At 67.0% G+C, this 23,933-nt stretch carries 20 protein-coding genes and 1 pseudogene; 10 read left to right on the plus strand and 11 right to left on the minus strand.

What is annotated here, in order from left to right; genetic code table 11:
- The first annotated feature begins 147 nt into the window (after positions 1-147).
- On the plus strand, positions 148-1,293 hold the full coding sequence (locus tag ACYVAN_RS04995) for a YihY/virulence factor BrkB family protein (protein ID WP_460956120.1): 1,146 nt from the start codon (positions 148-150) through the stop codon (positions 1,291-1,293).
- Positions 1,294-1,398: 105 nt separating this feature from the next.
- On the opposite strand, the gene ACYVAN_RS05000 is transcribed toward ACYVAN_RS04995, so the two are convergent.
- Entirely contained in the window at positions 1,399-1,647 is a 249-nt protein-coding gene (locus ACYVAN_RS05000) for a DUF3039 domain-containing protein (RefSeq protein ID WP_460956122.1), read from the minus strand.
- A gap of 124 nt (positions 1,648-1,771) precedes the next feature.
- Positions 1,772-2,086, minus strand: a complete 315-nt coding sequence (locus tag ACYVAN_RS05005; protein ID WP_460956123.1) for a DUF3099 domain-containing protein — start codon at positions 2,084-2,086, stop codon at positions 1,772-1,774.
- Between the two features lie 150 nt (positions 2,087-2,236).
- On the opposite strand from ACYVAN_RS05005, the gene ACYVAN_RS05010 reads away from it, so the two are divergent.
- Entirely contained in the window at positions 2,237-2,908 is a 672-nt protein-coding gene (locus tag ACYVAN_RS05010; RefSeq protein ID WP_460956125.1) for a lysophospholipid acyltransferase family protein, read from the plus strand.
- A gap of 9 nt (positions 2,909-2,917) precedes the next feature.
- Here the strand turns inward: ACYVAN_RS05010 and ACYVAN_RS05015 are convergent, their stop codons facing one another.
- The gene (locus ACYVAN_RS05015) at positions 2,918-3,490 is read right to left on the minus strand and encodes an HhH-GPD-type base excision DNA repair protein (RefSeq protein ID WP_460956127.1); all 573 of its coding nucleotides are present in this window, start codon (positions 3,488-3,490) and stop codon (positions 2,918-2,920) included.
- 66 nt (positions 3,491-3,556) lie between these two features.
- Here ACYVAN_RS05015 and ACYVAN_RS05020 point away from each other — a divergent pair, with 66 nt between their 5' ends.
- The 3 genes from ACYVAN_RS05020 to ACYVAN_RS05030 all read left to right on the plus strand — a co-directional run bounded on the left by ACYVAN_RS05020 (position 3,557) and on the right by ACYVAN_RS05030 (position 6,771).
- Positions 3,557-5,068 (plus strand): DUF7782 domain-containing protein, encoded by a 1,512-nt coding sequence (locus ACYVAN_RS05020; protein WP_460956129.1) that lies wholly within the window; start codon positions 3,557-3,559, stop codon positions 5,066-5,068.
- On the plus strand, positions 5,065-5,490 hold the full coding sequence (gene dtd, locus ACYVAN_RS05025; RefSeq protein ID WP_460956131.1) for a D-aminoacyl-tRNA deacylase: 426 nt from the start codon (positions 5,065-5,067) through the stop codon (positions 5,488-5,490). Before ACYVAN_RS05020 ends, dtd begins: the two co-directional genes overlap by 4 nt.
- Positions 5,491-5,793: 303 nt before the next feature.
- Positions 5,794-6,771 (plus strand): sigma-70 family RNA polymerase sigma factor, encoded by a 978-nt coding sequence (locus tag ACYVAN_RS05030; RefSeq protein ID WP_460956133.1) that lies wholly within the window; start codon positions 5,794-5,796, stop codon positions 6,769-6,771.
- A gap of 104 nt (positions 6,772-6,875) precedes the next feature.
- On the opposite strand, the gene ACYVAN_RS05035 is transcribed toward ACYVAN_RS05030, so the two are convergent.
- On the minus strand, positions 6,876-7,598 hold the full coding sequence (locus tag ACYVAN_RS05035; RefSeq protein WP_460956135.1) for a tyrosine-protein phosphatase: 723 nt from the start codon (positions 7,596-7,598) through the stop codon (positions 6,876-6,878).
- Positions 7,599-7,865: 267 nt separating this feature from the next.
- Here ACYVAN_RS05035 and ACYVAN_RS05040 point away from each other — a divergent pair, with 267 nt between their 5' ends.
- Entirely contained in the window at positions 7,866-9,518 is a 1,653-nt protein-coding gene (locus ACYVAN_RS05040) for a fumarate hydratase (protein ID WP_460956137.1), read from the plus strand.
- Between the two features lie 151 nt (positions 9,519-9,669).
- Here ACYVAN_RS05040 and ACYVAN_RS05045 read toward each other — a convergent pair whose 3' ends face one another.
- A complete protein-coding gene (locus ACYVAN_RS05045) occupies positions 9,670-9,972 on the minus strand; it encodes a hypothetical protein (RefSeq protein WP_460956139.1) in 303 nt (100 codons plus the stop codon).
- Positions 9,973-10,462: 490 nt separating this feature from the next.
- Here ACYVAN_RS05045 and ACYVAN_RS05050 point away from each other — a divergent pair, with 490 nt between their 5' ends.
- Entirely contained in the window at positions 10,463-11,524 is a 1,062-nt protein-coding gene (locus ACYVAN_RS05050) for a YeeE/YedE family protein (RefSeq protein ID WP_460956372.1), read from the plus strand.
- A 121-nt stretch (positions 11,525-11,645) separates the two neighbouring features.
- Here the strand turns inward: ACYVAN_RS05050 and ACYVAN_RS05055 are convergent, their stop codons facing one another.
- The 4 genes from ACYVAN_RS05055 to ACYVAN_RS05070 all read right to left on the minus strand — a co-directional run bounded on the left by ACYVAN_RS05055 (position 11,646) and on the right by ACYVAN_RS05070 (position 17,455).
- The gene (locus ACYVAN_RS05055) at positions 11,646-12,572 is read right to left on the minus strand and encodes an alpha/beta hydrolase family protein (protein WP_460956141.1); all 927 of its coding nucleotides are present in this window, start codon (positions 12,570-12,572) and stop codon (positions 11,646-11,648) included.
- Between the two features lie 77 nt (positions 12,573-12,649).
- On the minus strand, positions 12,650-15,331 hold the full coding sequence (locus ACYVAN_RS05060; protein WP_460956143.1) for a bifunctional acetate--CoA ligase family protein/GNAT family N-acetyltransferase: 2,682 nt from the start codon (positions 15,329-15,331) through the stop codon (positions 12,650-12,652).
- 19 nt (positions 15,332-15,350) lie between these two features.
- Positions 15,351-16,526 (minus strand): acetoin utilization protein AcuC, encoded by a 1,176-nt coding sequence (locus ACYVAN_RS05065; protein WP_460956145.1) that lies wholly within the window; start codon positions 16,524-16,526, stop codon positions 15,351-15,353.
- A gap of 107 nt (positions 16,527-16,633) precedes the next feature.
- On the minus strand, positions 16,634-17,455 hold the full coding sequence (locus tag ACYVAN_RS05070) for a sulfurtransferase (RefSeq protein WP_460956147.1): 822 nt from the start codon (positions 17,453-17,455) through the stop codon (positions 16,634-16,636).
- A 155-nt stretch (positions 17,456-17,610) separates the two neighbouring features.
- Here ACYVAN_RS05070 and ACYVAN_RS05075 point away from each other — a divergent pair, with 155 nt between their 5' ends.
- The 3 genes from ACYVAN_RS05075 (at position 17,611) to galE (ending at position 20,525) form a co-directional block, all read left to right on the plus strand.
- On the plus strand, positions 17,611-18,306 hold the full coding sequence (locus tag ACYVAN_RS05075; protein WP_460956149.1) for a metal-dependent transcriptional regulator: 696 nt from the start codon (positions 17,611-17,613) through the stop codon (positions 18,304-18,306).
- The gene (gene galK / locus ACYVAN_RS05080; RefSeq protein WP_460956151.1) at positions 18,303-19,481 is read left to right on the plus strand and encodes a galactokinase; all 1,179 of its coding nucleotides are present in this window, start codon (positions 18,303-18,305) and stop codon (positions 19,479-19,481) included. The genes ACYVAN_RS05075 and galK overlap by 4 nt, the downstream gene beginning before the upstream one ends.
- A gap of 81 nt (positions 19,482-19,562) precedes the next feature.
- Positions 19,563-20,525, plus strand: coding sequence for a UDP-glucose 4-epimerase GalE (gene galE, locus ACYVAN_RS05085; protein WP_460956153.1), 963 nt, complete (start codon positions 19,563-19,565; stop codon positions 20,523-20,525).
- A gap of 26 nt (positions 20,526-20,551) precedes the next feature.
- On the opposite strand, the pseudogene ACYVAN_RS05090 reads toward galE, so the two are convergent.
- A pseudogene (locus tag ACYVAN_RS05090) lies at positions 20,552-21,734 on the minus strand (DUF4192 domain-containing protein).
- A 313-nt stretch (positions 21,735-22,047) separates the two neighbouring features.
- Positions 22,048-23,868, minus strand: a complete 1,821-nt coding sequence (locus ACYVAN_RS05095) for a Xaa-Pro dipeptidyl-peptidase (protein WP_460956155.1) — start codon at positions 23,866-23,868, stop codon at positions 22,048-22,050.
- Between the last annotated feature and the right edge of the window lie 65 nt (positions 23,869-23,933).

Consider the following 23,933-nt stretch of genomic DNA (forward strand, 5'->3'; position numbering starts at 1 on the left):
GAGGGCGCCCGCGAAAGCCTACCGCTCCCGCTCGGCGTCTCCCGTCAGACCGGACCGGCGTGCACCCGAAATCACACCGGTGGCGACACTCCGCGTTCACGGGTCCGCGATCGCTCGCGCGAAGCATGCAGCATGCTTGTGGGTGCGATGGGTTCACCGATTCCGAACGATCACGCCAAGCAGGGCGACAGCGTCCCGACGTCCGGGGAAACACCGGCGCGTCGGGGGCCGCTGCGCCTGATCGGCCGCACGCTGTCCAAAGCGTGGTGGGACAACATCTTCTCCGAATCGGCCGCCGCCGCTTTCTGGCAGACCCTGTCGCTGCCGCCGTTGCTGCTCGGGCTCCTGGGCAGCCTCGGCTTCTTCGACGACTGGTTCGGTCCCGTCGTCGTCGACGCCGTTCACGGAAAGATCCTCGCATTCGCGAATACGATCATCAGCGAGGATGTGGTCGACCAGATCATCGGACCGACCGTTGTGGACATCCTCACCGAGAGCCGCACGGACATCGTCTCGGTCGGTTTCCTGCTCTCGCTGTGGGCAGGCTCCTCAGCGCTCGCGTCGCTGGTCGATTCGATCACGCTGGCCCACAGCCAGTACACCGTGCGGCACAGCGTGTGGCAGCGGATCTTCGCACTGCTGCTCTACCTGGTGAGTCTCATCGTCGCCGTGATCGGCCTGCCCGTCGTGGCACTCGGCCCGGAACTGCTGCCGACCCTGTTCCCGCCGCCGTTGCAGGACGAAGTCGCGTGGCTGATCCGGTCCTTCTACTACCCCGCCACCGCGCTGGGGCTGGTGCTGGCTCTCACAACGCTCTACAAGGTGGCGCTGCCGAGGAAGCTCCCCTGGCACCGCTGCGTACCGGGGGCGCTGCTGGCGATGGTGGTGTTCCTGTGCTCCAGCATCGGCCTGCGCATCTACATCACCGGCGTCACCAGCACCGGGTACACCTACGGTGCCCTGGCCACGCCTATCGCGTTCCTGCTGTTCGCGTTCTTCCTCGCGTTCGCGATCATCCTCGGGGCGCATTTCAACAACGCCCTCCAGGAAATGTGGCCGGCAAAGATGACCCGCAAGGAGCGGCGGCGCTGGCGCAGGCTGGAAATGCGACGGCACGCGCAACGGATGCGTACCGAGGAGGGGTACCGGGCGTGGCGCGACAGCCGTTCGACGGCCGACGCGCCCGCCGAGCAGAACGGAACGGTCCAGGAGCGGGAAGAAACGTCCCGGCCCGCCGGACCGGAAGCGCCCGCTCCACGGCAGGATTCGCACCCGGAACAGCGCGGTGGCTAGAAACAGCGGGGTTCGACAACCAGCGTGATCCGGAGACCAGCACGGCCCCGCGAACGGGCGCCGGTAGACGCCGACGGCGTCCCGGCTCTTGCCGAACGCTCGGTCCTACTCGTCACCACCAGGCGGAAGGTTCTCGAAGACCTTCTTGCAGTCCGGGCACACCGGAGATCCCGGCTTGGCCGACTTCGTGACGGGGAAGACCTCACCGCACAACGCCACGACATGGGTGCCCATGACCGCGCTCTCGGTGATCTTGTCCTTCTGCACGTAGTGGAATACTTCCGGCCGGTCGTCACTGGTCTGGTCAGCGGTTTCTGGCCGGACATCGGTTTCCGGCAGCGTCGTCGTGCTCATGACTACATGATGCCCCATCGCAGCGGAGCACGTCCTCCTCGGCCCGGAAGGTTTTCCCCGCAGCCGGGGAAACTCGCCGCGGTCCGCCGAACCGGGCACCGAACCGCGCCCCAGGAGGCCTGGACTACTCGACCACCCGGTGCTCGCGAGCCTCCAGCTCGTGCGGCGAACGCTGATAGCGGTTGACCTTCTCGTTCCTGCGTGGCGGTCGATCGTTCGCGATCAGAACGGCCATCCACGGCAGCGGGATCGAGATGGCGATGATGATCAGCGACAACCACCAGATCTGGTAGCACAGGGCCGCAATGACCAAGCACGGGATACGTAGCGACATCATCAGCGCGTACTTGCGCCTTCGCGCCGCCTGCTGATCGTCGTAGGACGGCTCCGCCTCGGTGATCAGCACCGGGGTGTCGTCGTCGCGCTGGGAACTGCTCACGACACCACCTCCACACCACCATCGTCGCACTTTTCACGCCGCTGCGAGTACCCCGGGGCTCCGAGAACGCAGGTCTCGGTGTTTGCGTATCTCACACGATCCGGTTACCGGCTTCGGATACGCTCACCACCAGACCATTCGGGAGGGCAAGTGTTCTACGCGGCGACCAAGCGTGCGATCGGCTCCCTGGCACGATCGCTGTACCGGCCCGAGATCGTAGGGGCGGACAACGTCCCGAGCCGGGGACCGGTGATCCTGGCTCCCAATCACCTGTCGATCGCGGACAGCTTCATCGTGCCCCTCGTGCTGCCGCGCCGGGTCGCCTTCCTGGCGAAAGCCGAGTACTTCCAAGGCAGCGGCGCACGTGGCGGTCTGGCCCGCTGGCTGTTCGGGTCGCTGGGAGCCATTCCGGTCGAACGCGGTCGCGGCCGTGCGGCCCAGGAGGCACTTCTGGCGGCGGAACGCGTCCTCGCCGACGGCGGCGCATTCGGGATCCACCCGGAGGGAACCCGTTCCCCGGACGGTCGGCTGTACCGCGGTCGCACGGGAGTGGCGCGACTGGCGCTGCGTTCCGGGGCCCCGGTGGTCCCGGTCGCGCTGACCGGGACGGAACGCCTGCAGCCACCGGGCAAGCGGATACCGCGCATCACACCGGTGGAAGTCCGGTTCGGAGAACCCATCGACTTTTCGCGGTACGCGGGCATGGATGGCTCGTTGCCGGTGTTGCGGTCGATCACCGACGAGATCATGTACGCGATCTCCGAGCTCTCCGAGCAGGAGTACGTCGACCGGTACCAACCGCCCACCTCGGCAGCGGCCTGAACCGGGCCGCTACTTCTTCGCCGCCGCCTTCTGCTGCTTCTTCCACGCGCGGACTTCGTCGAGCGTCTGCTGGTCGACGACGTCGGCAATGGACCGGCGGGCGTCCTGGTCGCCGTAGTGACCAGCGGCCTCGCGCCAGCCCTCGGGCCGGACGCCCCACTGCTTGCCGAGCAGGGCGACGAAGATCCTCGCCTTCTGATCACCGAACCCCGGTAGCGCTTTGAGTCGCTTGAACACGGCGTCGCCGCCCGGTTCACCGACGGTCCAGAGTTGTTCGACCTGGCCGTCGTAGTTGTCGACAAGGTGCCTGCACAGCGTCTGGATCCGTTTCGCCATCGACCCCGGGAACCGGTGGATCGCGGGCGGCGTGGCGCACGCCGAGGCGAATTCCTCCGGGTCCATCGCGGCGATCGTCTGCGGGTCCAGCGCGCCGAGCCGGTCGAGAAGCACCTTCGGCCCCGCGAACGCCTTTTCCATCGCGATCTGCTGATCGAGCAGCATACCCAGCAGCAGCGCCAGCGGATCGCGGGAGAGCAGCGCGTCGGCTTCGGCGTTCTGGGTCAGGCACAACGATCGGGTCATGCGCTCCAGCCTTGCATCCGGTGGCGACCGGTGCACCGTCGACCTGCCCATGTGAGGATCGACGACGTGATTCCGGATCTCTCGCCCGACCGCATCGACCGTCTCCGCGCTGCTCTGCTGACCGCGGGTTACGACTCCGATGGAGTCCTCGACCTGCTCGGCCCCGAAGCGCACGCCGCCCTCGGCCGGGGCGAACCACTACCCGCCCTGCTCGCCACCGCCGATGCGGGACGGCTCGGCACCCTCATCCGCCTGTTCCTGCTCGGCGAAACCGCAACCGTCGCCGAAGCCGCTGCCGCACTCGACCCGCTCCCCGTTCCGGAGGCCCGTGCGGCAGGCTTGCTCGTGAGCGACGACCGAGGGGTCCACGCGGGACTCGACCTGCGTCCGCACAGCTACGGCGACGAATCGTGGTGGGTGCTCTCGGATCTCGATTCGGATCTGCGCCCGAACGGTGATCCGGTGGCCCCCGACCACGTGCTTGGGCTGGGCCACGCCTCGTTGAGCCTCGTCCGGGCCACTTCCCGGCGTCAGAGGGGTTCGGTTCTGGACCTGGGGACCGGATGCGGCGTCCAGGCCCTGCACGCAAGCACGCACGCACAGCGGGTCACCGCCACCGATGTTTCTCGCCGGGCGCTCGCATTGGCGTCCGCGACGTTCCGGCTGAACCGAATCGAGGTGGAACTCGCCGAGGGCGAGTGGTTCGAGCCGGTTCGCGGACGTCGATTCGATCACGTGGTGTGCAACCCGCCGTTCGTCGTCGGGCCCGCGAGGAGCGACTTCGTGTACCGGGATTCCGGCCTCGCCGGAGACGACGCGAGCGCGCTGGTCGTCCGGCAGTTGCCGTCGTTCCTCAACGAGGGCGGAACCGGCCAGCTCCTCGCATCGTGGCTGCACCGGAAGGGCGAGGACTGGCAGGACCGGGTGTCCTCGTGGTTGCCCACCGGCGAGTTGGACGCCTGGTTCGTGCAGCGCGACGTCGCCGACCCCGAGCTGTACGTGGGGACCTGGCTGCGCGATGCCGGCTACGACCCGCGCTCCGCGGTGGGCCAGCAGAAGGCCGCGGAGTGGTTGGACTGGTTCGCCGCCAACGATGTGGAGGGCATCGGATTCGGATTCGTCACGTTGCGCCGGACGGGCGCCTCCCACGGGGAGGTGGTGTGCGAGGACCTTCGCCAGGCCTACGACGACCCGCTGGGCCCCGAGACCGAGGGGTGGCTGCGTCGGATCGACTGGCTGCGCGAACACGGCTCGGACCTGATCGGTTCCCGGTTGGTGACGGCCCCGACCACGGTGCTGGAGGAGGTGTCCTCGCCCAGTGACGAGGGCTGGCAGCGCATGGTCCACCGGCTGCACCGCACCGACGGACCGGGCTGGCAGCACGAGATCGACGAACTCGGTGCGCGGCTGCTCGGTGGCTGCAACGGAGCACTGCCGCTCGGCGATCTCGTGGAACTGCTGTCGGTCGCTTGCGACGAGCCGCTCGGCGAACTGACCGATGCATCTTTGACCATGGTCCGAGAACTGATCCGGCACGGAATGGTTCTCCCCGCCGATTGGGAGGAGAACCGGCAGTGAGAGCAGTCGTCTCACGCGTCACTCGAGCTTCCGTCTCCGTGGATGGAGTCGTGGTCGGCAAGATCGAAGAACCGGGCTTGCTCGTCCTATTGGGCGTCACGCATTCGGATGGTTCGGAGGAAGTGGAGAGAATGGCGCGAAAGCTCCACGAGATTCGTGCCCTGCGGGACGAGCAGTCCTGCGCCACCACGGGAGCACCACTTCTGGTTGTGAGCCAGTTCACCCTGTACGGCTCCACCCGCAAAGGGCGTCGACCGTCGTGGACGGAAGCCGCACGACCTGAACAGGCCGAACCCGCACTGGAGGCGGTCGTCGAGCAACTGCGGGGCCGGGGTGCACGGGTGGAGACCGGACGGTTCGCCGCTGCGATGTCGGTGGAGAGCGTGAACGACGGCCCATTCACTCTTTTGGTTGAGGCCTAGAACGTAACGCTCACTCTCAGCGAATCCTCAGGATTGGTGGCGCAACGGATGTGACCGCCATGACGTCATTGGTTGGAGAGATTCGGGAACGAATTCGAGCGCGCGTTCGTTTTCCAGGTAACCGAGCTTCGACAGCTAGGTCTATAACGTGATCGTCCACAACTTGATCCAACCGACGTCAGACGCATCCGAAACCGACGTGACGCCCGGGCCTTCCTTCCGAGCGTACGCGTCTTCCACACCACGCGGGGCCGCGTTGGTGTGGCGTGCGCCCACCAAGCCAGCCCGCCAGGGAGGGAGCTCATGACCGTCCCGCAGCAGACCACCACTCCGGACGTCGCCCCCGATGGTGACCTCGAGAACGCTCAGGGCCCATCGGCCGACCTCGTCCGTGTCTACCTCAACGGCATCGGACGAACCGCACTGCTCAGCGCGCAGGAGGAAGTCGACCTCGCCAAGCGGATCGAGGCCGGTGTCTTCGCGAAGCACATGCTGGAGACGAGCTCGAAGCTCTCCTCCGAGCGGCGCAGCGACCTGAACGCGATCGTGCGGGACGGCCGGATCGCCAAGAACCATTTGATGGAGGCCAACCTCCGGCTGGTGGTCAGTCTGGCCAAGCGCTACACGGGACGCGGTATGCCGCTGCTGGACCTGATCCAGGAGGGCAACCTCGGCCTGATCCGGGCAGTGGAGAAGTTCGACTACACCAAGGGCTTCAAGTTCTCCACCTACGCGACCTGGTGGATCCGGCAGGCCATCACCCGCGGCATGGCCGACCAGAGCCGGACGATCCGACTCCCCGTCCACCTGGTCGAACAGGTGAACAAGCTCGCCCGGCTCAAGCGGGACCTGCACCAGCGGCTGGGCCGGGAGGCCACCGACGAGGAACTGGCCGAAGAAGCGGGCCTCGCGGTGACCAAGGTCGTCGACCTGCTGGACCACTCCCGCGACCCGGTGAGCCTGGATATGCCGGTCGGGGCCGAAGAGGATGCTCCGCTCGGCGACTTCATCGAGGATGCCGAATCGGCCGACGCCGAGAACGCCGTGATCTCCGGGTTCCTGCACGACGACCTCCGCCGGGTGCTCGGCACCCTGGAGGAACGCGAGCAGGCGGTGATCCGGATGCGGTACGGCCTCGACGACGGTCAGCCGCGCACCCTCGACCAGATCGGCAAGGCGTTCGGGCTTTCGCGCGAGCGGGTCCGCCAGATCGAGCGCGAGGTCATGTCCAAGCTCCGGCAGGGTGATCGGGCCGACAAGCTCCGTGCCTACGCCAGCTGACCACGGCCGGACTTGCTCAGCGGTCGGCCAGTGGCCACCGGCCGGACCGCTTCCCAGGGGAGGTCGGAATCGTCGACAGCGACGGCTCCGGCCTCCCGACCACGTCAGAACTCGCCGGTGAACCGCTCGCGCCAGCGAGTCAGTTCCGCTTCGGTTACCCCGTTGGCACATAGCCATCCGGCTGCCCCGCCCTCGTTCTCCGCGAACCGGGACACCACTTCCTCGATAGCGCTCGCCGGTGCCGAGACGAGTTCCTCGACGTCCTTCTCGTCGACCCCGGGGGGCAACTGGGGTTCCAGATTCAACCGCCGCAACACCTGCTCCATGTTGCGGTCGGTGCGCACGTAGTCCGCGACGATCGAATCGAATCGCACCCCCACCACTCCCAGCAGCAATGCCGAAACCACACCGGTCCGGTCCTTGCCCGCAGCGCAGTGGACGAGCATCGGTCCGTCCGCGTCCAGCGCGATGCGGAAGACCTCGACCAGCTTCTTGGTCGCCCGGTCGAGCATGTGCTGGTAAAGCTCCGACAGCGTGTACCAGGACTCGCCTTCGGCCGCCTGCGCGCGCACGTCGTCGAGCAGCGGGACATGGTGCACCTGCGCCACCTCCGAGAGCGGGTGTGCCATCGGACCGTGCTCGACGGCGTCCCGCAGGTCGACCACCACCGCCGGGGGCCACTGATCCACGCCTTCCGGAACCCGGTCACCGGCATACGGGGCGTCGCTGCGGTACACCACGCATGACCTGGTGACGCCACCATCATCAGTCGGCAGACCCCCCAGGTCCCGCAGGTTGACCAATCCGTCCGGAATCGGGTTCGTCATCGACAAAGGTGTCCTCCTCGAACTTTCCGTGCCACGGCGCGGCACCGGGGACAGACTGGCAGCTCGAACAGAGCCCCCACCAGACCCACTCGGGCGGACCACGAGCCTCCTTCCATCCGATGCGCATCTACGGAGGCGGGCGCGAACGGACGGTCACGTGGGGATGCCCACAACCTCATCGATTCCACGCCTCGATCCACTCGACCCCGCAGGCGGGTGAGTTAACGTCAGCGCGTACCCGACACGCGCGCAAAGGAGCCCCGTGACGTGACCACCACGTTCGACTTCACCGAGGTGCTTCCGCTCGGCCCGGACCAGACCGAGTACCGGCTGGTCAGCACCGAGGGAATCCAGGTCGTCGAGGCAGCCGGACGCCGGTTCCTCGAAATCGAGCCGGCCACTCTGACCGAGCTGGCAGCCGAGGCGATCAAGGACATCCAGCATCTACTGCGACCATCGCACCTCGCCCAGCTGCGCTCGATCGTCGATGACCCCGAAGCCAGCGGGAACGACCGTTTCGTCGCGATGGACCTCCTGCGGAACGCCTGCATCTCCGCCGGTGGTGTGCTCCCGATGTGCCAAGACACCGGCACCGCCATCGTCGTCGGCAAACGTACCGAGTCGGTGCTCACCGGCGGCCAGGACGAGCAGGTGCTGTCCAAGGGCATCTTCGACGCCTACCAGGACCTCAACTTGCGGTACTCCCAGATGGCTCCGATGAACTTCTGGGAGGAGCGCAACACCGGCAGCAACCTCCCCGCCCAGATCGAGCTGTTCAACTCACCGGGCACCGACCCGAAGTACGAACTGCTGTTCATGGCCAAGGGCGGTGGCAGCGCCAACAAGACCTTCCTCTACCAGGAAACCAAGGCGCTGCTGAACCCGACGCGATTGGCGCGGTTCCTCGAGGAGAAGCTGCGCTCCCTCGGCACCGCCGCTTGCCCGCCCTACCACCTGGCGATCGTCGTCGGCGGCACGTCCGCGGAGTACAACCTCAAGGTCGCCAAGCTCGCATCGGCCCGGTACCTCGACGAACTCCCCCGAGAAGGCTCCCCTTCCGGGCACGCGCTGCGCGATGTCGAACTCGAAGCGCAGGTGCTGGAGATGACCCGGCAATTCGGGATCGGCGCCCAGTTCGGCGGAAAATACTTCTGCCACGACGTTCGCGTCATCCGGCTCCCCCGGCACGGAGCTTCGCTCCCGGTCAGCGTCGCCGTGTCCTGCTCGGCGGACCGGCAAGCCAAGGCCAAGATCACGCCGGACGGGGTTTTCCTGGAACAGCTCGAACGCGAGCCCGCCCAGTACCTGCCGGAGATCGACGACGAGCAGCTCTCCGACGACGTCGTCAACATCGACCTCAACCGCCCCATGTCGGAGATTCGCCGCACGTTGTCGCAGCTGCCACCCAAGACACGAGTCTCGCTGACCGGTCCGCTGGTCGTGGCACGGGACATCGCGCACGCCAAGATCGCGGAACGGCTCGGCGCCGGTGAGCCGATGCCCGAGTACCTCCGCGACCACCCCGTCTACTACGCGGGCCCGGCCAAGACCCCCGACGGCTACGCCTCGGGCTCGTTCGGGCCGACCACCGCGGGGCGCATGGACGCCTACGTCGAGCAGTTCCAGGCCGCGGGCGGCTCGATGGTGATGCTCGCCAAGGGCAATCGCTCCAGTAAGGTCGCCGACTCGTGCAAGGAGCACGGCGGCTTCTACCTGGGCTCCATCGGGGGTCCCGCGGCGAAGCTCGCCCAGGACTGCATCCGCAAGGTCGAAGTACTGGAATACCCGGAACTCGGCATGGAAGCCGTCTGGAAGATCGAGGTGGAGGACTTTCCGGCCTTCATCGTGGTCGACGACAAGGGCAACGACTTCTTCGCAGACACGTCGCAGCCGACCCTGCAGATCTCCTTCGGCCAGTAATCCACCGGACGCGCGTTTCGTCCGCAGAGGCCCCACCCCCTGCGGACGAAACGCGGTCTCGATTCGCCGATCACGGCGAAAGCATCGGAGTCGGGCGCGGTGCGAGTCTGCTGTTCCCGCCGCGGGATGCGAGCCGTACCGACTCGAGGTGCTACTTGGGTACCTTCACGTCGCGTTCCTCCAGCACGACGGTGCGTCCGTCCAAGGGCTTGTCGAGCTTCGCCGCCACTGGCGGGTAGCGGAGGTCCATCGTGCAGATCCCGGCCGGCTCCGGGGTCTCCTCCACCAGGACGAGTTTCACCCGCTCGTCGTTCTGCTCGGCGACCTCGGCGTGCACCGAGCTGCAACCACCTTCCTCTCCGATGGTGACCAGGGCGGAACCTCCGTCCTGGGTCCACACCTGCGGCGTCTTGCTCCCGGTCTCCCGTGCGTCCTCGACGGCGTTTTCGGGCACCGGCTTCCTCTCGGCCTCCGGCTTCGGCTCCACCGGCCCTGAAGCCTCCGGAGGTGCGTCCGGCTGTCCACCGAATCCGATGTCTGGTTTCTCCTCGGCGCAGGCAGTTACCGCGAATAACAGGACGCCCGCGCCGACTGCGGTGTGTAGGCGTCTCATGCCCCGAAGACGGGGACCGAGCACTGCACGGTTGCGTGCGCGCGGAGAAAATCGACATCAACTTCCCGCATCGTGGACCCGGTGGTCGATGGTCCTGCACACGTGCTTCTGTTGAGGTCGCGAGTAACCACACTGGAGAGGGCATGTCCACAAGCACCGTCCCGAGACGACCACCACCCACGAGGCCCCGGAAGCGTCGGCGTCGAAACCGCAACCGCTGACCCTGGCCATCGGCCTGGCCTGCGGGGTCGGACTCGTCGCGGCAGCAGGTGCCGTAGCGGGCCTGACATCGGCGATCCTCGCCGCACTCGGCCTCGCCCTCGGGCTGACCCTGTTCCACTCCCGGTTCGGCTTCACCTCGGCCTGGCGCCAGCTCGTCTCGGTCGGGCAGTCCTCCGGACTCCGCGCCCACCTGCTGATGCTCGGGTCGGCTTCGGTCCTGTTCGCCCCCATCCTCGCGGGCGGGGTCGGTCTCTTCGGCCAGCAGCCGGAAGGCTACGTGGAACCACTGGGCATCGGGCTCGCCGTCGGTGCGGTCCTGTTCGGAATCGGCATGCAGCTCGGCGGTGCCTGCGCCTCCGGAACCCTGTTCGCGGTGGGGGGCGGCAACTCGTTGATCGTGGTGACGTTGTTCTTCTTCATCGTCGGGTCGGTGCTGGGAGCACTGCACCTGCCCATGTGGACCTCCGACGCGATCACTCTCGGATCGTTCTCCCTCGCCGAAGACGCCGGTCTCGGCTACTTCGGGGCGATGGTCCTGCAACTCGCGGTCTTCGGGGCGATCTGGTTCGCGGTCACCCGCTGGACCCGGCGACGCGGTGCTCCGCCCGCCGGGCGGCCGCCGACCGCCCGCGGCGCGTGGCGGATCATTCGCGGCTCCTGGCCGTTGTGGGTGGGCGCGGTGCTCCTCGCGGTGCTCAACGCCCTCGTCCTCGTCACCAGGGGCAGCCCGTGGGGAATCACCTCGGCGTTCGTCCTGTGGGGATCCAAGGCGCTCCAAGCCGTCGGCGTGGACGTAGCTGCCTGGGAGTACTGGCAGGGCGAGAAGGCGGCCGCGCTGACCGAACCACTGCTGGCCGACAGCACGTCGGTACTGAACTTCGGGATCATCATCGGCGCCCTAGTCGCCTCGGCGGCCTCCGGAGCATTCGTGCTCGCCAAGCGCCTGCCCGCCAAAGCACTGCTGGCGGCGAGTATCGGCGGGCTGTGCATGGGCTACGGTGCTCGACTGGCCTTCGGCTGCAACATCGGTGCCTACTTCGGCGGTATCGCCTCGTTCTCGCTGCACGGCTGGGCGTGGGGCCTGCTCGCGCTGGGTGGCACCTGGATCGGCCTGAAGCTACGGCCGTTGTTCGGCCTGGGTGTGCCGAAGGCGTCCGACTCGGTCTGCTGACCACTCGTCCCATCCGGGTACTGGTCCCGTTCGGTCTGTCCCGTTCGGGTCTACCCGCCCGTGCTGTCCCGTTCGGTCTGTCCCGTTCGGGTCTACCCGCCCGTGCTGTCCCGTTCGGTACCTATCCGTCCCGTGCTGTCCCGTCCGGTGCTGTCCCGTCCGGTGCTGACGCGTCCCGTGCGAGCCATTCGACGATCCAGCGGGCGAGCTCACCGCTGCTGTGCACCCAGCTGAAGTGGCTGAGCTTCTCGGTCCCCGCGACCTCCGGCGTGTAGTGCCCGCTGGATCGAGTGCAGTTCTGCGCCTTGCCGCCGAGGTGATCCACCGACGAAGCGGGCGCGAGGTCGTCGCCCGCCACGCTCACCGTCAGCAACGGCAACGCGAGGCCCCGCAAAGCCGCCTCGTAGTCGGTGTTCGAACGAGTGAGCCGGTACCGTCCGGTCCGCGCCTGTCTGGCCCAGTCCCTCATGAGCTCGCCGGACTGGCGACCACCGAAGCCGAACCGGTTCCCCGGCCAGTAGCCGAGCACGGTGGAAAGCAACGCGACCGCCTGCGTGCCGAAGAGGGTGCGCCAGGTCTGGGCACCATCAAAGCTGCGGAACCAGACCGAGCCGGAGGCGATCAGTGCGATGCCGTCGAGCCGATCCGGGTGCTCTGCCGCGTACAGCATGGCGATGTGCCCGCCGAGGCTGTGGCCGAGCAGGAACCGCGGCGCTTCGGGGAACGCCGTGCCTACGAGGTCCACAACGGCACCGAGATCCTCGATGAGGTCCTTGTACCCGAAGCGCACTCCACGCGTGGCAGGAGGCCCGGCCTCACCCTGCCCCCGCAGGTCGAAGATCACGACAGTCAAACCACGCTCGTGCAGCTCCCGGACGAACGGCCGGTAGTACTCGGCGGGCACGCCCATCGCAGGCAGCACGATGGCGACCGGACTGGTCGGATCATCCTGGGCCAGCATCCACACGGGCGTTCGATGCCTACCGGCAGAGATCTCACCCAGGATCGTCGGAGTCGTGTACTCCGCGTCGAAGTTCTCCGTCCGCATCGCGCCACATTAACGGAACGAATCAGTACTTGAAAGTCGCGGCCCGCTCGCCGACCGACCAAACCGGAGGATGGGCGTCAGCGCAGGCGCCGGGGGCCGGAATCCGGCCACGCGTGGGAGGGCTCGATGGCGACCCGGGCGCCCGTCACATAGGTACCCCGTTCCGAAGCAAGAACGGGTTCCAACGTGAGCTTTCGAATCTCCGGGAGATCCTCCGCGAGCGCGGCCACCCTGAGCACCAGGTCTTCCAGCGCCTCCAGATCAGCAGGTTCCGCACCTTTGTAGCCGGTCAACATCGGTGCGGCGCGCGGCGCGCGAACCAGCGAGGCGACGTCCACGTCCGACAACGGAACCGCTCGATACGCCTTGTCCCCGAGCAATTCGCTGGCCACTCCGGAAAGTCCGAATGAGACCAGCGTGCCGAACGAGGGGTCATCCAGAAGATCGACGACGCAGGAATTCGCCCGAGGCGCCATGCACTGCACGTACGCCTCGTCACGACCCGCCGCACGCCGGACGTCCTCGTAAGCGGCACGAACGAGCTCCGAACTGCCGAGATCCAACCTGACCCCGGCGAGATCGCCCCGGTGCCACAGCTGTCCGCTTACCGACTTCAGCGCCACCGGAAAACCCAGCTCCTCGGCTGCCGCAACGGCCGCTTCCACATCGTCGACCAACCGGAACGGAACCAGTTCGATGCCGTAGCACCCCAGCAACTGCACAGCTTGCTCATCGCTGAGTTCATCCTGCCCGTCCGCCAACCACGCTTCCACGAGAGAACGGGCCCGCACCTCATCGACCCCGTGTGGGCGGACGAAATGGCCCTGCGGGGCCGCTCGCCACTGCGAGTATCGGGTGACCCGCGCCAAGGCCAGCACGGCGCGCTCCGGACTCGGATAGGAGGGGATCGAGCCCCAGCCTGCAGCACCATCGGGCCCCGGTGACGCCAACTCGTCGGGCACACCTTCGGCAGCGAGGAAGGTCGTCACCACCGGCTTGCAACCCTCCGTTCCGGATTCGGAAAGCGCCTCCCGCAGCGCGCGTGCGTACGCCGTGCCCGGCACCGCCACCGGAGGTGCGAACACGGTGACAAGGGCGTCGACGTCCTCCCGCAGCGCGGTCGCCCGCACCGCCTTCGCGAACTCCTCCGGACCGGCGCTGGCACCGACGTCCACCGGCTCGTCCACCAGTTCCAGCCCCTGGGCACGCGCCACGTCGGCCGCGAGCAACCCCAGCGCCGAGGAGTTGCCGACCACGGCGACACGCTCACCGCCAGGCAACGGCTGGTGTGCCAGTAGCAGCGCGGTGTCGAACATCTGCGCCACGGATTCGACCCGGATCACGCCGGCCTGCTCGAACAGGGCTTGGACACTCGCCTCGTCGACCTGCACCGATGTGGCGGCGAGTCCCGGCCGCACCGCGTTACGACCCGACTTCACCGCAACCACCGGCTTGGTCCGCGCAAGCCGGCGAGCCAGCCTGGCGAATTTGCGGGGGTTGCCGAACGATTCCAGGTACAGCAGCACCACGTCTGTCGCCGGATCGGTCTGCCAGTACTGCAACAGGTCGTTGCCCGACACGTCGGCGCGGTTTCCCGCCGAAACAAACGTCGAGAGCCCCAGCCCGCGCTCGGTCGCGGTCGCGAGAATCGCGACTCCGAGGGCACCGGACTGGCAGAAGAATCCGGTGCGCCCCCGCCCCGGCAGTCTGGGCGCGAGCGTGGCGTTGAGTCGATACCCGGGTTCGGTGTTCACCACGCCCAGAGCGTTCGGCCCGACCACCCGCATGCCGTGCACCCGTGCCGCCCGCACCATGCGGTGCTCGATCTCCCTACCGTCGGCTCCGGCCTCGCTGAACCCCGAACTGACGATGACCAGGGCTTTCACCCCCTTGACCAGACAGGCGTCGAGCACCTCGTCCACACCGGCCGCGGGGATCGCGACCACCGCAAGATCCACATCATCCGGTATGTCCAGGACTGAGGGATAGGAGCGAACACCACGAACCGATCGGTGCTCCGGATTGACCGGATACACGGGCCCGGCGAAATCCGCCGTGAGCAGGTTCGTCAGGACGGCATGTCCGATCTTGGCGTGATCGGTGGACGCGCCGATCACCGCCACCGAGCGTGGATGCAGCAGGTTGTGCACGCTACGTGCTTCAGCGGCCTGCTCCCGGGCGCGAGCCACGGCAAGCGACTCGTCGGTGGGGTCGATGTCGAACTCCAGATGCACAACACCCTCCTCGAGAGCGCGACTCACCTGGTAACCGGCATCACGGAACACTCGGACCATCTTGGAGTTCTCGGCGAGAATTTCAGCGACGAACCTGCGCAGACCGCACTCCCTCGCGGCGGCGGCCAAGTGTTCCAGCAGGATTGATCCGAGGCCACGCCCCTGGTGGTCATCGGCGACCACGAACGCCACTTCCGCTGATTCCTGCTCACCGAGCCTGTCGAACCGACCGACGGCCACGATCTCGTCCCCGAGAACCGCCACCAGCGCGACTCGGTTGACATGGTCGACATGGCTGAAGCGCTCCACGTCCCGCTTCGGCATTCGCGGGTAGGGGCCGAAATAGCGGAAGTACCGCGTCCGGTCACTCAGCTTTCCGTGGAAGGCGATGAGCTTGTCCGCATCTTTCGGAACGATCGGCCGCATATGCACGGTGCCGCCGTCGGAGAGCACGACGTCGGCCTCCCACTGCCGCGGGTAGCCTTCCGCTCGTTCCACGGCATGCCCATTCACCACATCGTTCACGCGGACTCCTCAGTCCCGATCAGTCCCGACTGTCCATCGGATCGAGTCCGTGCAGTGGGAACACCGCGTGGCGCGCATCCCGGATCGCGGTATCGACCGATGAATCGGTCACCCCGTCCCACTCCACGAACCGATGGTCCGCTTCGTCGGTCATCGTCGTCGGTATAGGCGTGTTCCCGGCGAGCTGAACCGCGTCCGAGATCCAGTCCTGCGGGATGTTCGTGGACGGGGCGAGATCCCGATCCAGCAGGGTCGCCAGCAGGTGTGTCCACGCTCGTGGCACGACGCGGAACAACGAATACCCTCCGCCTCCCAGCGCCAACCAGTTCCCGCCCGCATACTCGTCGGCCAAGTCGCGCAAGCTCTGGTAGACGGCGCGCTGGCCGTCCACCGACATCGCTAGGTCGGCGAGCGGGTCTTCCCGGTGGGCGTCCGCACCACACTGGGTGACCAACACCTGGGGCCCGAAGGAGCGCAGCATCGAGGGAACGACCGCGTGGAAGGCACGTCGCCACCCCGCGTCGCCGGTTCCCGGTGGGAGAGGAATGTTGACCGAAGTGCCGTCCGCCCCCGTCGCCCCGACCTCGGTAACGAACCCGGTTCCCGGCCAAAGGGTGACCGGGTGCTGGTGCAGGGAGATCGTCATGACCCTCGGGTCGTCGTAGAAGGCCGCCTGCACGCCGTCGCCGTGATGGACGTCGACATCGACGTAGGCCACCCGTTCGACGCCGTTGGCCAGTAACCACTCGATCGCCACCGCGCAGTCGTTGTACACGCAGAAGCCCGCCGCGTTGTCGGCCATCGCGTGGTGCAGGCCTCCCGAGAGGTTGACGGCGCGCTGTGTCTTGCCCGAGACGATCTGCTCAGCCGCGACGATCGAGCCGCCCGAGACAAGCGCCGCGGCCTCGTGCATCCGGTCGAACACCGGGTTGTCGTCGGTGCCCAGCCCGTGACCGGGGTCCCAGGCCGCGGTGGGGGCGGACCGCACCGCAGCCAGGTACTCGGCGCTGTGCACCTTCCGCAGTTCTTCTTCGGTCGCCGCACGAGGTTTGACCGGCTCGACATCGTGCAGAACATCGAGCGAGCGAGCCAACCGCATCGTCAGGTCCAGCCTGACCGGGTGCAGGGGGTGTTGCCCACCCAGGTCATAGCCGAGTACGGACTCGTCCCACACCACCGCGCATTCGATGCCCATACCTGGACGCTACCTTTGCTGTGTCGACCAACACAGTGGCCCACCGCACAAGAGCGACCACCCGTTCGAGACGCGGAAACGCCCGCGAACAGGCCCCTGACCGATTCTCAGCCTGGGGCGGAACCCTCGGCTACCGGTCGCTTCGGATCATTGGACCAGTTCGACCACGAACCCGCGTAGAGCGCGGCCGGCTTCTCGGGCGTGCTGATGCCGGCGTATTCGAGCGCGAGCAACACCGAGCACGCCGTCACCCCGGAGCCACAGTAGGCACCGACTCGTTTCCGACTGTCCACCCCGAGGCGGGTGAAACGCTCGGCGAGTTCGGCCGCCGGACGCCACTGACCCGCGGGATTGATGTGCTCGGCGAACGGCGCGTTCAGCGCACCCGGGATGTGGCCGGCTCGCGGATCCAGCGGTTCGGATTCGCCGCGATAGCGCATGGGCGCCCTGGCATCCAGCAACACGCCCTCTCTCGCGAGCCGCGCGGCGCCTTCGGCATCCAGCACCGGCATCTGCCCGGGCCGCACCCGGAAGTTGCCTTCTCGGGGAGCCGGTACCTGGGTCGTGGTCGGCAGACCCTCCCGGACCCAAGCCGCGTAACCGCCGTCCAGGACCTTCACGTCCGGATGACCCGACCACCGCAGCAGCCACCAGGCTCTGGCAGCCGCCGAGCCGTTGTCGCCGTCGTAGACTACGACGGTCCGGTCGTGGTCGACTCCCGTCCGCCGCCACACGCCTTGGAGATCATCCGGGTCGGGCAGGGGGTGTCTGCCCACGCGGCCGGGCGGTGCGGCGAGTTCCGCATCGAGGTCGACGAACACCGCACCCGGCAGGTGACCCACGTCGTAGTCATGTCGCCCGGATGGCCCGAACAACGTCCACCGGACGTCCAGTAGGGCCGGGGGCGAGTCCCCACCGAGCAGGGACATAAGATCGTCAGTACGGATCAAAGGATGCATAACGGCCTTTCGTTCCCCGGCGACGAGGTCTACCTGAGATCAATTTGAAGACAACTGTTTGAGCCACCGACCGCGTGTCGTCCACTGGGACTAACATCGTAGGTGGGACTGAATGGGGAGTCGGCGTGAACGATCTCATCGATACCACCGAGATGTACCTTCGCACGATTTATGACCTGGAAGAAGAAGGTGTCATCCCGCTGCGCGCCCGCATTGCGGAGCGGCTCGAACAGAGCGGGCCAACCGTCAGTCAGACGGTCGCACGCATGGAGCGCGACGGTCTGCTGACCGTCGCCGAGGACCGACACCTCGAACTTACCCAGGCCGGTCGGACCCGCGCGGTCCGCGTGATGCGCAAGCACCGTCTCGCGGAGCGTCTGCTGGTCGATGTCATCGGCCTGGAATGGGAACACGTGCACAGCGAGGCCTGCCGTTGGGAGCACGTGATGAGCGACGCGGTCGAGCGCAAGCTCGTGACGCTCCTGGGCAGTCCCAGCACCTCCCCGTACGGCAACCCGATTCCGGGACTGGACGATCTAGGGGTGGGCGAACCGGCCCCACCGGTCGAATCGGACCTGCAGCGCGTCGACGAGATCGCCCGCCGAGGCGGCGGTCGCACGTTGGTCTGCCGCATCGCCGAACACGTCCAGCTGGATCCGGACCTGATGAGCGAACTGAAGGATGTGGGAGCGATCCCCGGTAACGAAATCGAGGTTATCGGCGTCGCCGGGACGAGTAAGTCCATCGAGGTACGCGGCTCCAAGGGAAGCACGCAGCTTCCGCCGAGCATCGCCCACGCGGTCATGGTGCGTCGCCGGTGAACGCGGTCGAGCTCGCGCAGTCCGCGTTCACCACGGAGCACGGTCGCTTTCCGCAGTCCGTGTGGTCCGCACCGGGCCGAGTGAACCTCATCGGTGAACACACCGATTACAACGACGGGTTCGTTCTCCCGTTCGCCCTCCCCCATCGCACAACGGTGGCCACCGCGCCTCGCGACGACGGCTGGTTTTCGGTCGCCACCCTCGGCGGTGACAAGGTGGTGCACCGCGCTCCCGTCCTGTCGCTCGCGGAGCTCACTCCCGGGCACATCACCGGATGGGCGGCCTATGCCGCCGGTGTGGCGTGGGCATTGCTGGATAGCGATATTGCTCTGACCGGCGCGGACCTTGTCATTGCCGGAGATGTGCCGACCGGCGCAGGCCTCTCTTCCTCTCATTCGTTGGAGTGCGCGGTGGCGCTCGCGCTGCTCGACATCGCGGGCCGAGCACAGGACGGCCCGGACCCGGTCGGCCTTCCGACGATCGCGCGCCTGGTGCAACGGTCGGAGAACGAATTCGTCGGAGCGCCGACCGGCCTTCTCGATCAGACCGCCTCGTTGTGCTGCACCCGGTCGCATGTCCTGTTCTTCGACGTCCGATCCGGCGATATGCAGCAAGTGCCCTTCGAAACGGACTCGGCCGGCCTGGAAGTGTTGGTGATCGACACCAGGGCAAATCATTCGCACAGCGACTCCGGCTATGGGGAACGCCGCCGAGGATGCGAACGCGCTGCCGAGATTTTGCAGGTCAAGGCACTGCGTGACGTCGCGACCGATGACCTGGAATCCGCTCTGGCACTCCTTCCGGAAGAGCTGCGCCCGTTGGTTCGCCACGTGGTGACCGAGAACGAACGTGTGCTCACGACCGTTTCGAAGCTGCGGGCAGGCAGGCTCGACGAGATCGGGCCGTTGCTGTCGGCCTCCCACACCAGCATGCGGGACGACTACCGCATCTCCTGCCGGGAACTCGATCTCGCGGTGGACAGCGCGATGGTCGCGGGTGCGTTGGGGGCACGCATGACCGGCGGCGGGTTCGGTGGTTCGGCCATCGCACTGGTACGCGCCGATGACCGGGAACGTGTCGAGCACGAAGTCCGCGAAGCGTTCGCGGCCGAGGGCCTCACGGCACCGCGCCTGTTCACGGCTGTGCCGGCCGCGGGTGCGGGACGAGACCAATGACCGCGTGAGCATGCCCCGGCCGCGACGACTCTCGTCCACGAATACATCGGACAACCATTTCCACAGGAAGGCGGAACGCAGGTGAAGCTTCTCGTCACCGGCGGAGCGGGATACGTCGGCAGTGTGTGCGCAGCTCGCCTGCTGGAGTCCGGTCACGAGGTCGTCGTCGTCGACGACCTCTCCACCGGTCATGCTGACGCGGTTCCGGAGGGCTGCACGTTCGTGCGGGCCGACCTCGCCGAAGCGGCCGATGAGCTGCTCGCGGACAACTTCGACGGGGTTCTGCACTTCGCGGCGAAATCCCTGGTCGGAGAATCGATGGAGGATCCGCACAAGTACTGGCAGGGCAACGTCGTCACGTCGTTGCGACTGCTCGAGGCGATTCGGAAGCACCGAGTTCCCCGCCTGGTGTTCTCGTCCACGGCTGCGACCTACGGCGAACCGGAGGTCGTACCGATCTCCGAAGACGCTCCCGCGAAGCCCACCAACACCTACGGGGCGACCAAGCTCGCGATCGACCACGCGATCAGTTCCTATGCCGCCGCCCACGGTCTGGGAGCGGTCAGTTTGCGGTATTTCAATGTCGCGGGCGCCCACGGCTCGGTCGGCGAGCGCCATACCGTCGAAACCCATCTGATTCCGATCGTGTTGCAGGTCGCGCTCGGTCAGCGGGAGCAGGTCCAGATGTTCGGTGATGACTGGCCCACCGAAGACGGCACGTGCGTGCGCGACTACATTCACGTAACCGACTTGGCCGACGCCCACCTGCTCGCGCTGGATAACGCCGAGGCCGGAACGCATCGGATCTTCAACCTGGGAAACGGGATGGGCTTCTCGGTCAAACAAGTGATCGACACCTGTCGAACCGTGACCGGTCATCCGATCCCCGCGCACGTGGCACCCCGCCGGGCAGGCGATCCCGCCAGCCTGGTGGCAGCGAGCGGACGGGCACGTGACGAGCTGGGGTGGAAGCCCCAGCACGCCGATCTCGAAGTCATCGTGCGAGATGCCTGGGAGTTCACTCGCGCCCGTCACCAAGCCTGATACCAGCTCGGCTTCACGCATCCCGCTCACCATTCGCTGTCTTCCTCGATCAGCATCCGGGCATCGTCGGCGGCATCGCGGGCGATAACGGAGAGTTCGGATGCCGGTAGCCCGGCATCCAACGCCTGTCGCAGCAGATTCCCGAGCCGGTGATCGGGGCGCGTGGACTCGATGCGTTGTAGTGCGGCTCCGGCCAGTGCGCCCTCACCACGGAGGTAGGCGGAGAATGCGAGCAATGCCGCAACATCGGCCAGCTCGGGTGAGGGCGCCTTCCGCACCAGGATCAACCAGAGTTGTTCAGCCGCGCTCGCGAGGTCACCGAGCGCGGTTCCCATCACCAGGTCCCGCACCCGGCTATCGGACAGCGCCAGCAGTATTCGCGCGTGGTCGTCCTCGGTGAGGGCGATTCCGTCATGGGTGCGCTGAACGCCGGCATAGACCATCCGCAGGTCCTCCTGAACCGCCGCCGCACCCGACCGCTGCCATTCTCGATCTTCTTGCAGCCCGTCCAGCTTGGCGGCGCGACGTGCGACGAGATCGTCGGCTTCGGGAGCTACGAGTGCCTCGACATCCTTGCGACTGTCGAAGGTGACAGCTCCCGAAGCCGCCATCGCAGCGGCCAGCACGGAACCCTGCGGGTCGGGTACGTCGCCGCTGCAGTCGGCCTTCCGCATAACATGCCCATGTCCCACCAACACGGACCTCCGGCGTCCACACCGAGTGGAGCACTTCGATACCCGCGCTCGTGAAAGCACCGGTGAGGTCTTCGACGAGTTCGCGATGCGGGAGCGTGCTCGCGACCACTGAAGGGACGTCTTCTCCCGAGTCGACGCTGTCCGCCGGCTCAGCATCGTCCGCCGAGTCGCCGCCACGTCCGGCATCAGGAGCAGGCGGACCCGCTTCTGGTTCGGAGTGGGCGGGCGCGTGCGCATCGCCGTGGTCGCTCCCACCCACCAACACCAGCACCACGGCGTTGACCTCCTGGTTGCGCAACGGCCCGTTGATCAAGTAGTCGGCCAGCGCCCGGTGATCCCCTGTTCGCGGAAAATCCGACCGTAGCGTCATGCCGAAGCGGATCGATCGCTCCTCGTTGCGAAATCCGATGAGAACCAGCGAGTCGGTCGGCCAGAAACCGAGAAGATGCGGCACCGCGGCAACCAGGTCGCGGGGACTGTTCATTTTGATGGTGCTCTGCGTTGACGTGGTCATACATCCACCATCAAGCAGCCATGACCTGCACAGAAGACCGAATCCATGATCTGTGGACAACCCGAGGAGCTGTGGACAACCAAGGGTCGAATGCACCCGGGGGTCACACTGAGGAGTTACCCAAAACAGTGGGAAACACAATTCGTAACCGAGGGTTCAAAGGAACCCCGCGTACCACCCCTCGGAAACGCGTCATCAACAGCGCAGGAACTCCGGAGACCGTGCGGGCTGCTCCGGAAACCGGGTGGACGGAGAGTCGGCAACGATCCGACTGCCGCTCCCCGTCCGGCGAACCTCCGACGCAACCGAGCCCTCACCCGCGACCCAGCGCGGCACCTCCACCCACCACGGGCAGGCGGAACTCGGTGTGTGCCAGGTCCAGGGCCAAACCGGTCCCCGGCTCGGGTCGCAGCGTGAAGTCGTGGTCGCTGGAGAGCACCACGAACCCGAGCTGGTGCCCGGCAGGCACCACGTAATCGTGCGGCTGCATCTCGACGTCGATCTTGTACCTGTGCCCGGGCTTGACCGGGACCGTCCGATCGATGCCACGGCGGTTCTGCGGATCCCGCCACCCGCGAGTGACCACAGTGGTCCGCCCGTCAGGTGCCCTGTCCACGAGCAGCGCCGTCACATTGGCCGCAGGACGGTCGAAGGTCAATGCGAGGTCGGCTCGCGCGGTCCCGCTGAAGCGCACCGGGCCGGCGACCGGTTCGGTGAAGTAGGCCAACCGGTGCGGTGAGCTCGGAGCCGCCGCGAGATCCGCCGCTCGACGACCCGCATCGTCCCGCAACCGCTCCTCCACCCGACCGCGGTCCCGCGGATGCGTGATCAAACCGCCGCTCACGTTGCCGCCCGGAGTCGGGCGGAACGTGACCTCACTGGCGTCCGGTGACGGCCACTCGCTTTCCTCCATCCAGCTGGAGTCCTCCCGCTGGATGGTCGCCCTCGGCTCGCCCTCCACACCGTTGTCCACGTCGTGGAGGTAACGGGTGAACCACCGGTTCAGCGTGGTCAGCCACTCTTCCTTGCGCACCGAGATCGGATCGACGTGATCCTGCTGGTGCCACCAGATCTTGTGCGGGACACCGTGCTCCCGCAGGGCGTCGTACCACTGAGCCGCCTGCCTCGTCTTCACGTTCCGGTCGTTGAGGCCGTGCACCGCGAGGACAGCAGCGTGCACGTTGTCCACGTCGTCGAGGTAGTTCCGCTCGTCCCAGAACGCGTTGTAGTCACCGGTTATCCGGTCCTGCCGCTTTTCGATGTCCTCGATGACCGGGCGACAGGGTTCGCGGTCCTCGCGGGTGTGCACGTACTCGGCGAGCACGTCCGCGTCCTCTCCCTGGTAACCACCGGGAGCCACGATCGCCCCATCGGAGCGGTAGTAGTCGTACCAGTTGGAGATCGCCGCGACCGGCACGATCGCTTCCAACCCCTCCACCCCAGTGCTGGCGACCGCGTTGGGCAGCGTGCCGTTGTAGGACACGCCCATCATGCCAACCTGCCCCGTCGACCAGTCCGCCTCGACCTGCGACCCCGCCGAATCCCGGGCCACAGCGCGGGAATTCAGCCAGTCCACCACGGATTTGGCACCGACGGTCTCGTTCTCGCCCCCTGTGGTCGGGCAACCCGTCGAAGCGCCCGTGCCCAGTGATTCCGCGTAGACGACGGCGTAACCCCTGGCGAGGAGGTACTCCTCGTACGCCCAGTTGATCTCGGCGGCACCACTGGCCGCGACACGTTCCTGACCGGTTCCCGCCCCAAGACCGGAGACCGCAGCGCGTCCCGGTTTTCCAGGAACGTGCAGCTCGGTGTCCACGTTGTGGTTGGTCACCTCATTGCCGCCGGAGAAGTACGGACTGGCCTGGTAGACGACCGGCACCCGCAAACCGCGCTCGGTGTCGTCCGGGCGGACCACTTGCACGTGGACCCGGTCGTCCCGGCCATCGCGGTCGCTGTCCACCGGCGCGGTCACGAACAGGTCCTCACGAACGACCTCGGTCGGATCGTAAACCGGTTGTGCCTCGCCGTCGGCGAAGACCGGTTCCTGCGGTGGATCGGCCGCCGCCACCCCGGACACGCCGGACAACGGCAGCGCGAGCACCACCGCGAGCAGAACCGTTCGAACACGCCACATGCGAGCCCCCGTGCAACGATCAGATCGAATCGGACAACCGGAAACCCTTGTCACCTCGGGATCGC

Source organism: Parasphingorhabdus pacifica (assembly GCF_054779195.1).

What these genes read in the sequence shown, in the direction of transcription:
- ACYVAN_RS04995 (WP_460956120.1), top strand. Translation starts at nt 148, where the DNA reads ATGGGTTCACCGATTCCGAACGATCACGCCAAGCAGGGCGACAGCGTC.
- ACYVAN_RS05000 (WP_460956122.1), bottom strand. Translation starts at nt 1,647, where the DNA reads ATGAGCACGACGACGCTGCCGGAAACCGATGTCCGGCCAGAAACCGCT.
- ACYVAN_RS05015 (WP_460956127.1), bottom strand. Translation starts at nt 3,490, where the DNA reads ATGACCCGATCGTTGTGCCTGACCCAGAACGCCGAAGCCGACGCGCTG.
- ACYVAN_RS05030 (WP_460956133.1), top strand. Translation starts at nt 5,794, where the DNA reads ATGACCGTCCCGCAGCAGACCACCACTCCGGACGTCGCCCCCGATGGT.
- ACYVAN_RS05035 (WP_460956135.1), bottom strand. Translation starts at nt 7,598, where the DNA reads ATGACGAACCCGATTCCGGACGGATTGGTCAACCTGCGGGACCTGGGG.
- ACYVAN_RS05055 (WP_460956141.1), bottom strand. Translation starts at nt 12,572, where the DNA reads ATGCGGACGGAGAACTTCGACGCGGAGTACACGACTCCGACGATCCTG.
- ACYVAN_RS05065 (WP_460956145.1), bottom strand. Translation starts at nt 16,526, where the DNA reads ATGGGCATCGAATGCGCGGTGGTGTGGGACGAGTCCGTACTCGGCTAT.
- ACYVAN_RS05070 (WP_460956147.1), bottom strand. Translation starts at nt 17,455, where the DNA reads ATGTCCCTGCTCGGTGGGGACTCGCCCCCGGCCCTACTGGACGTCCGG.
- ACYVAN_RS05095 (WP_460956155.1), bottom strand. Translation starts at nt 23,868, where the DNA reads ATGTGGCGTGTTCGAACGGTTCTGCTCGCGGTGGTGCTCGCGCTGCCG.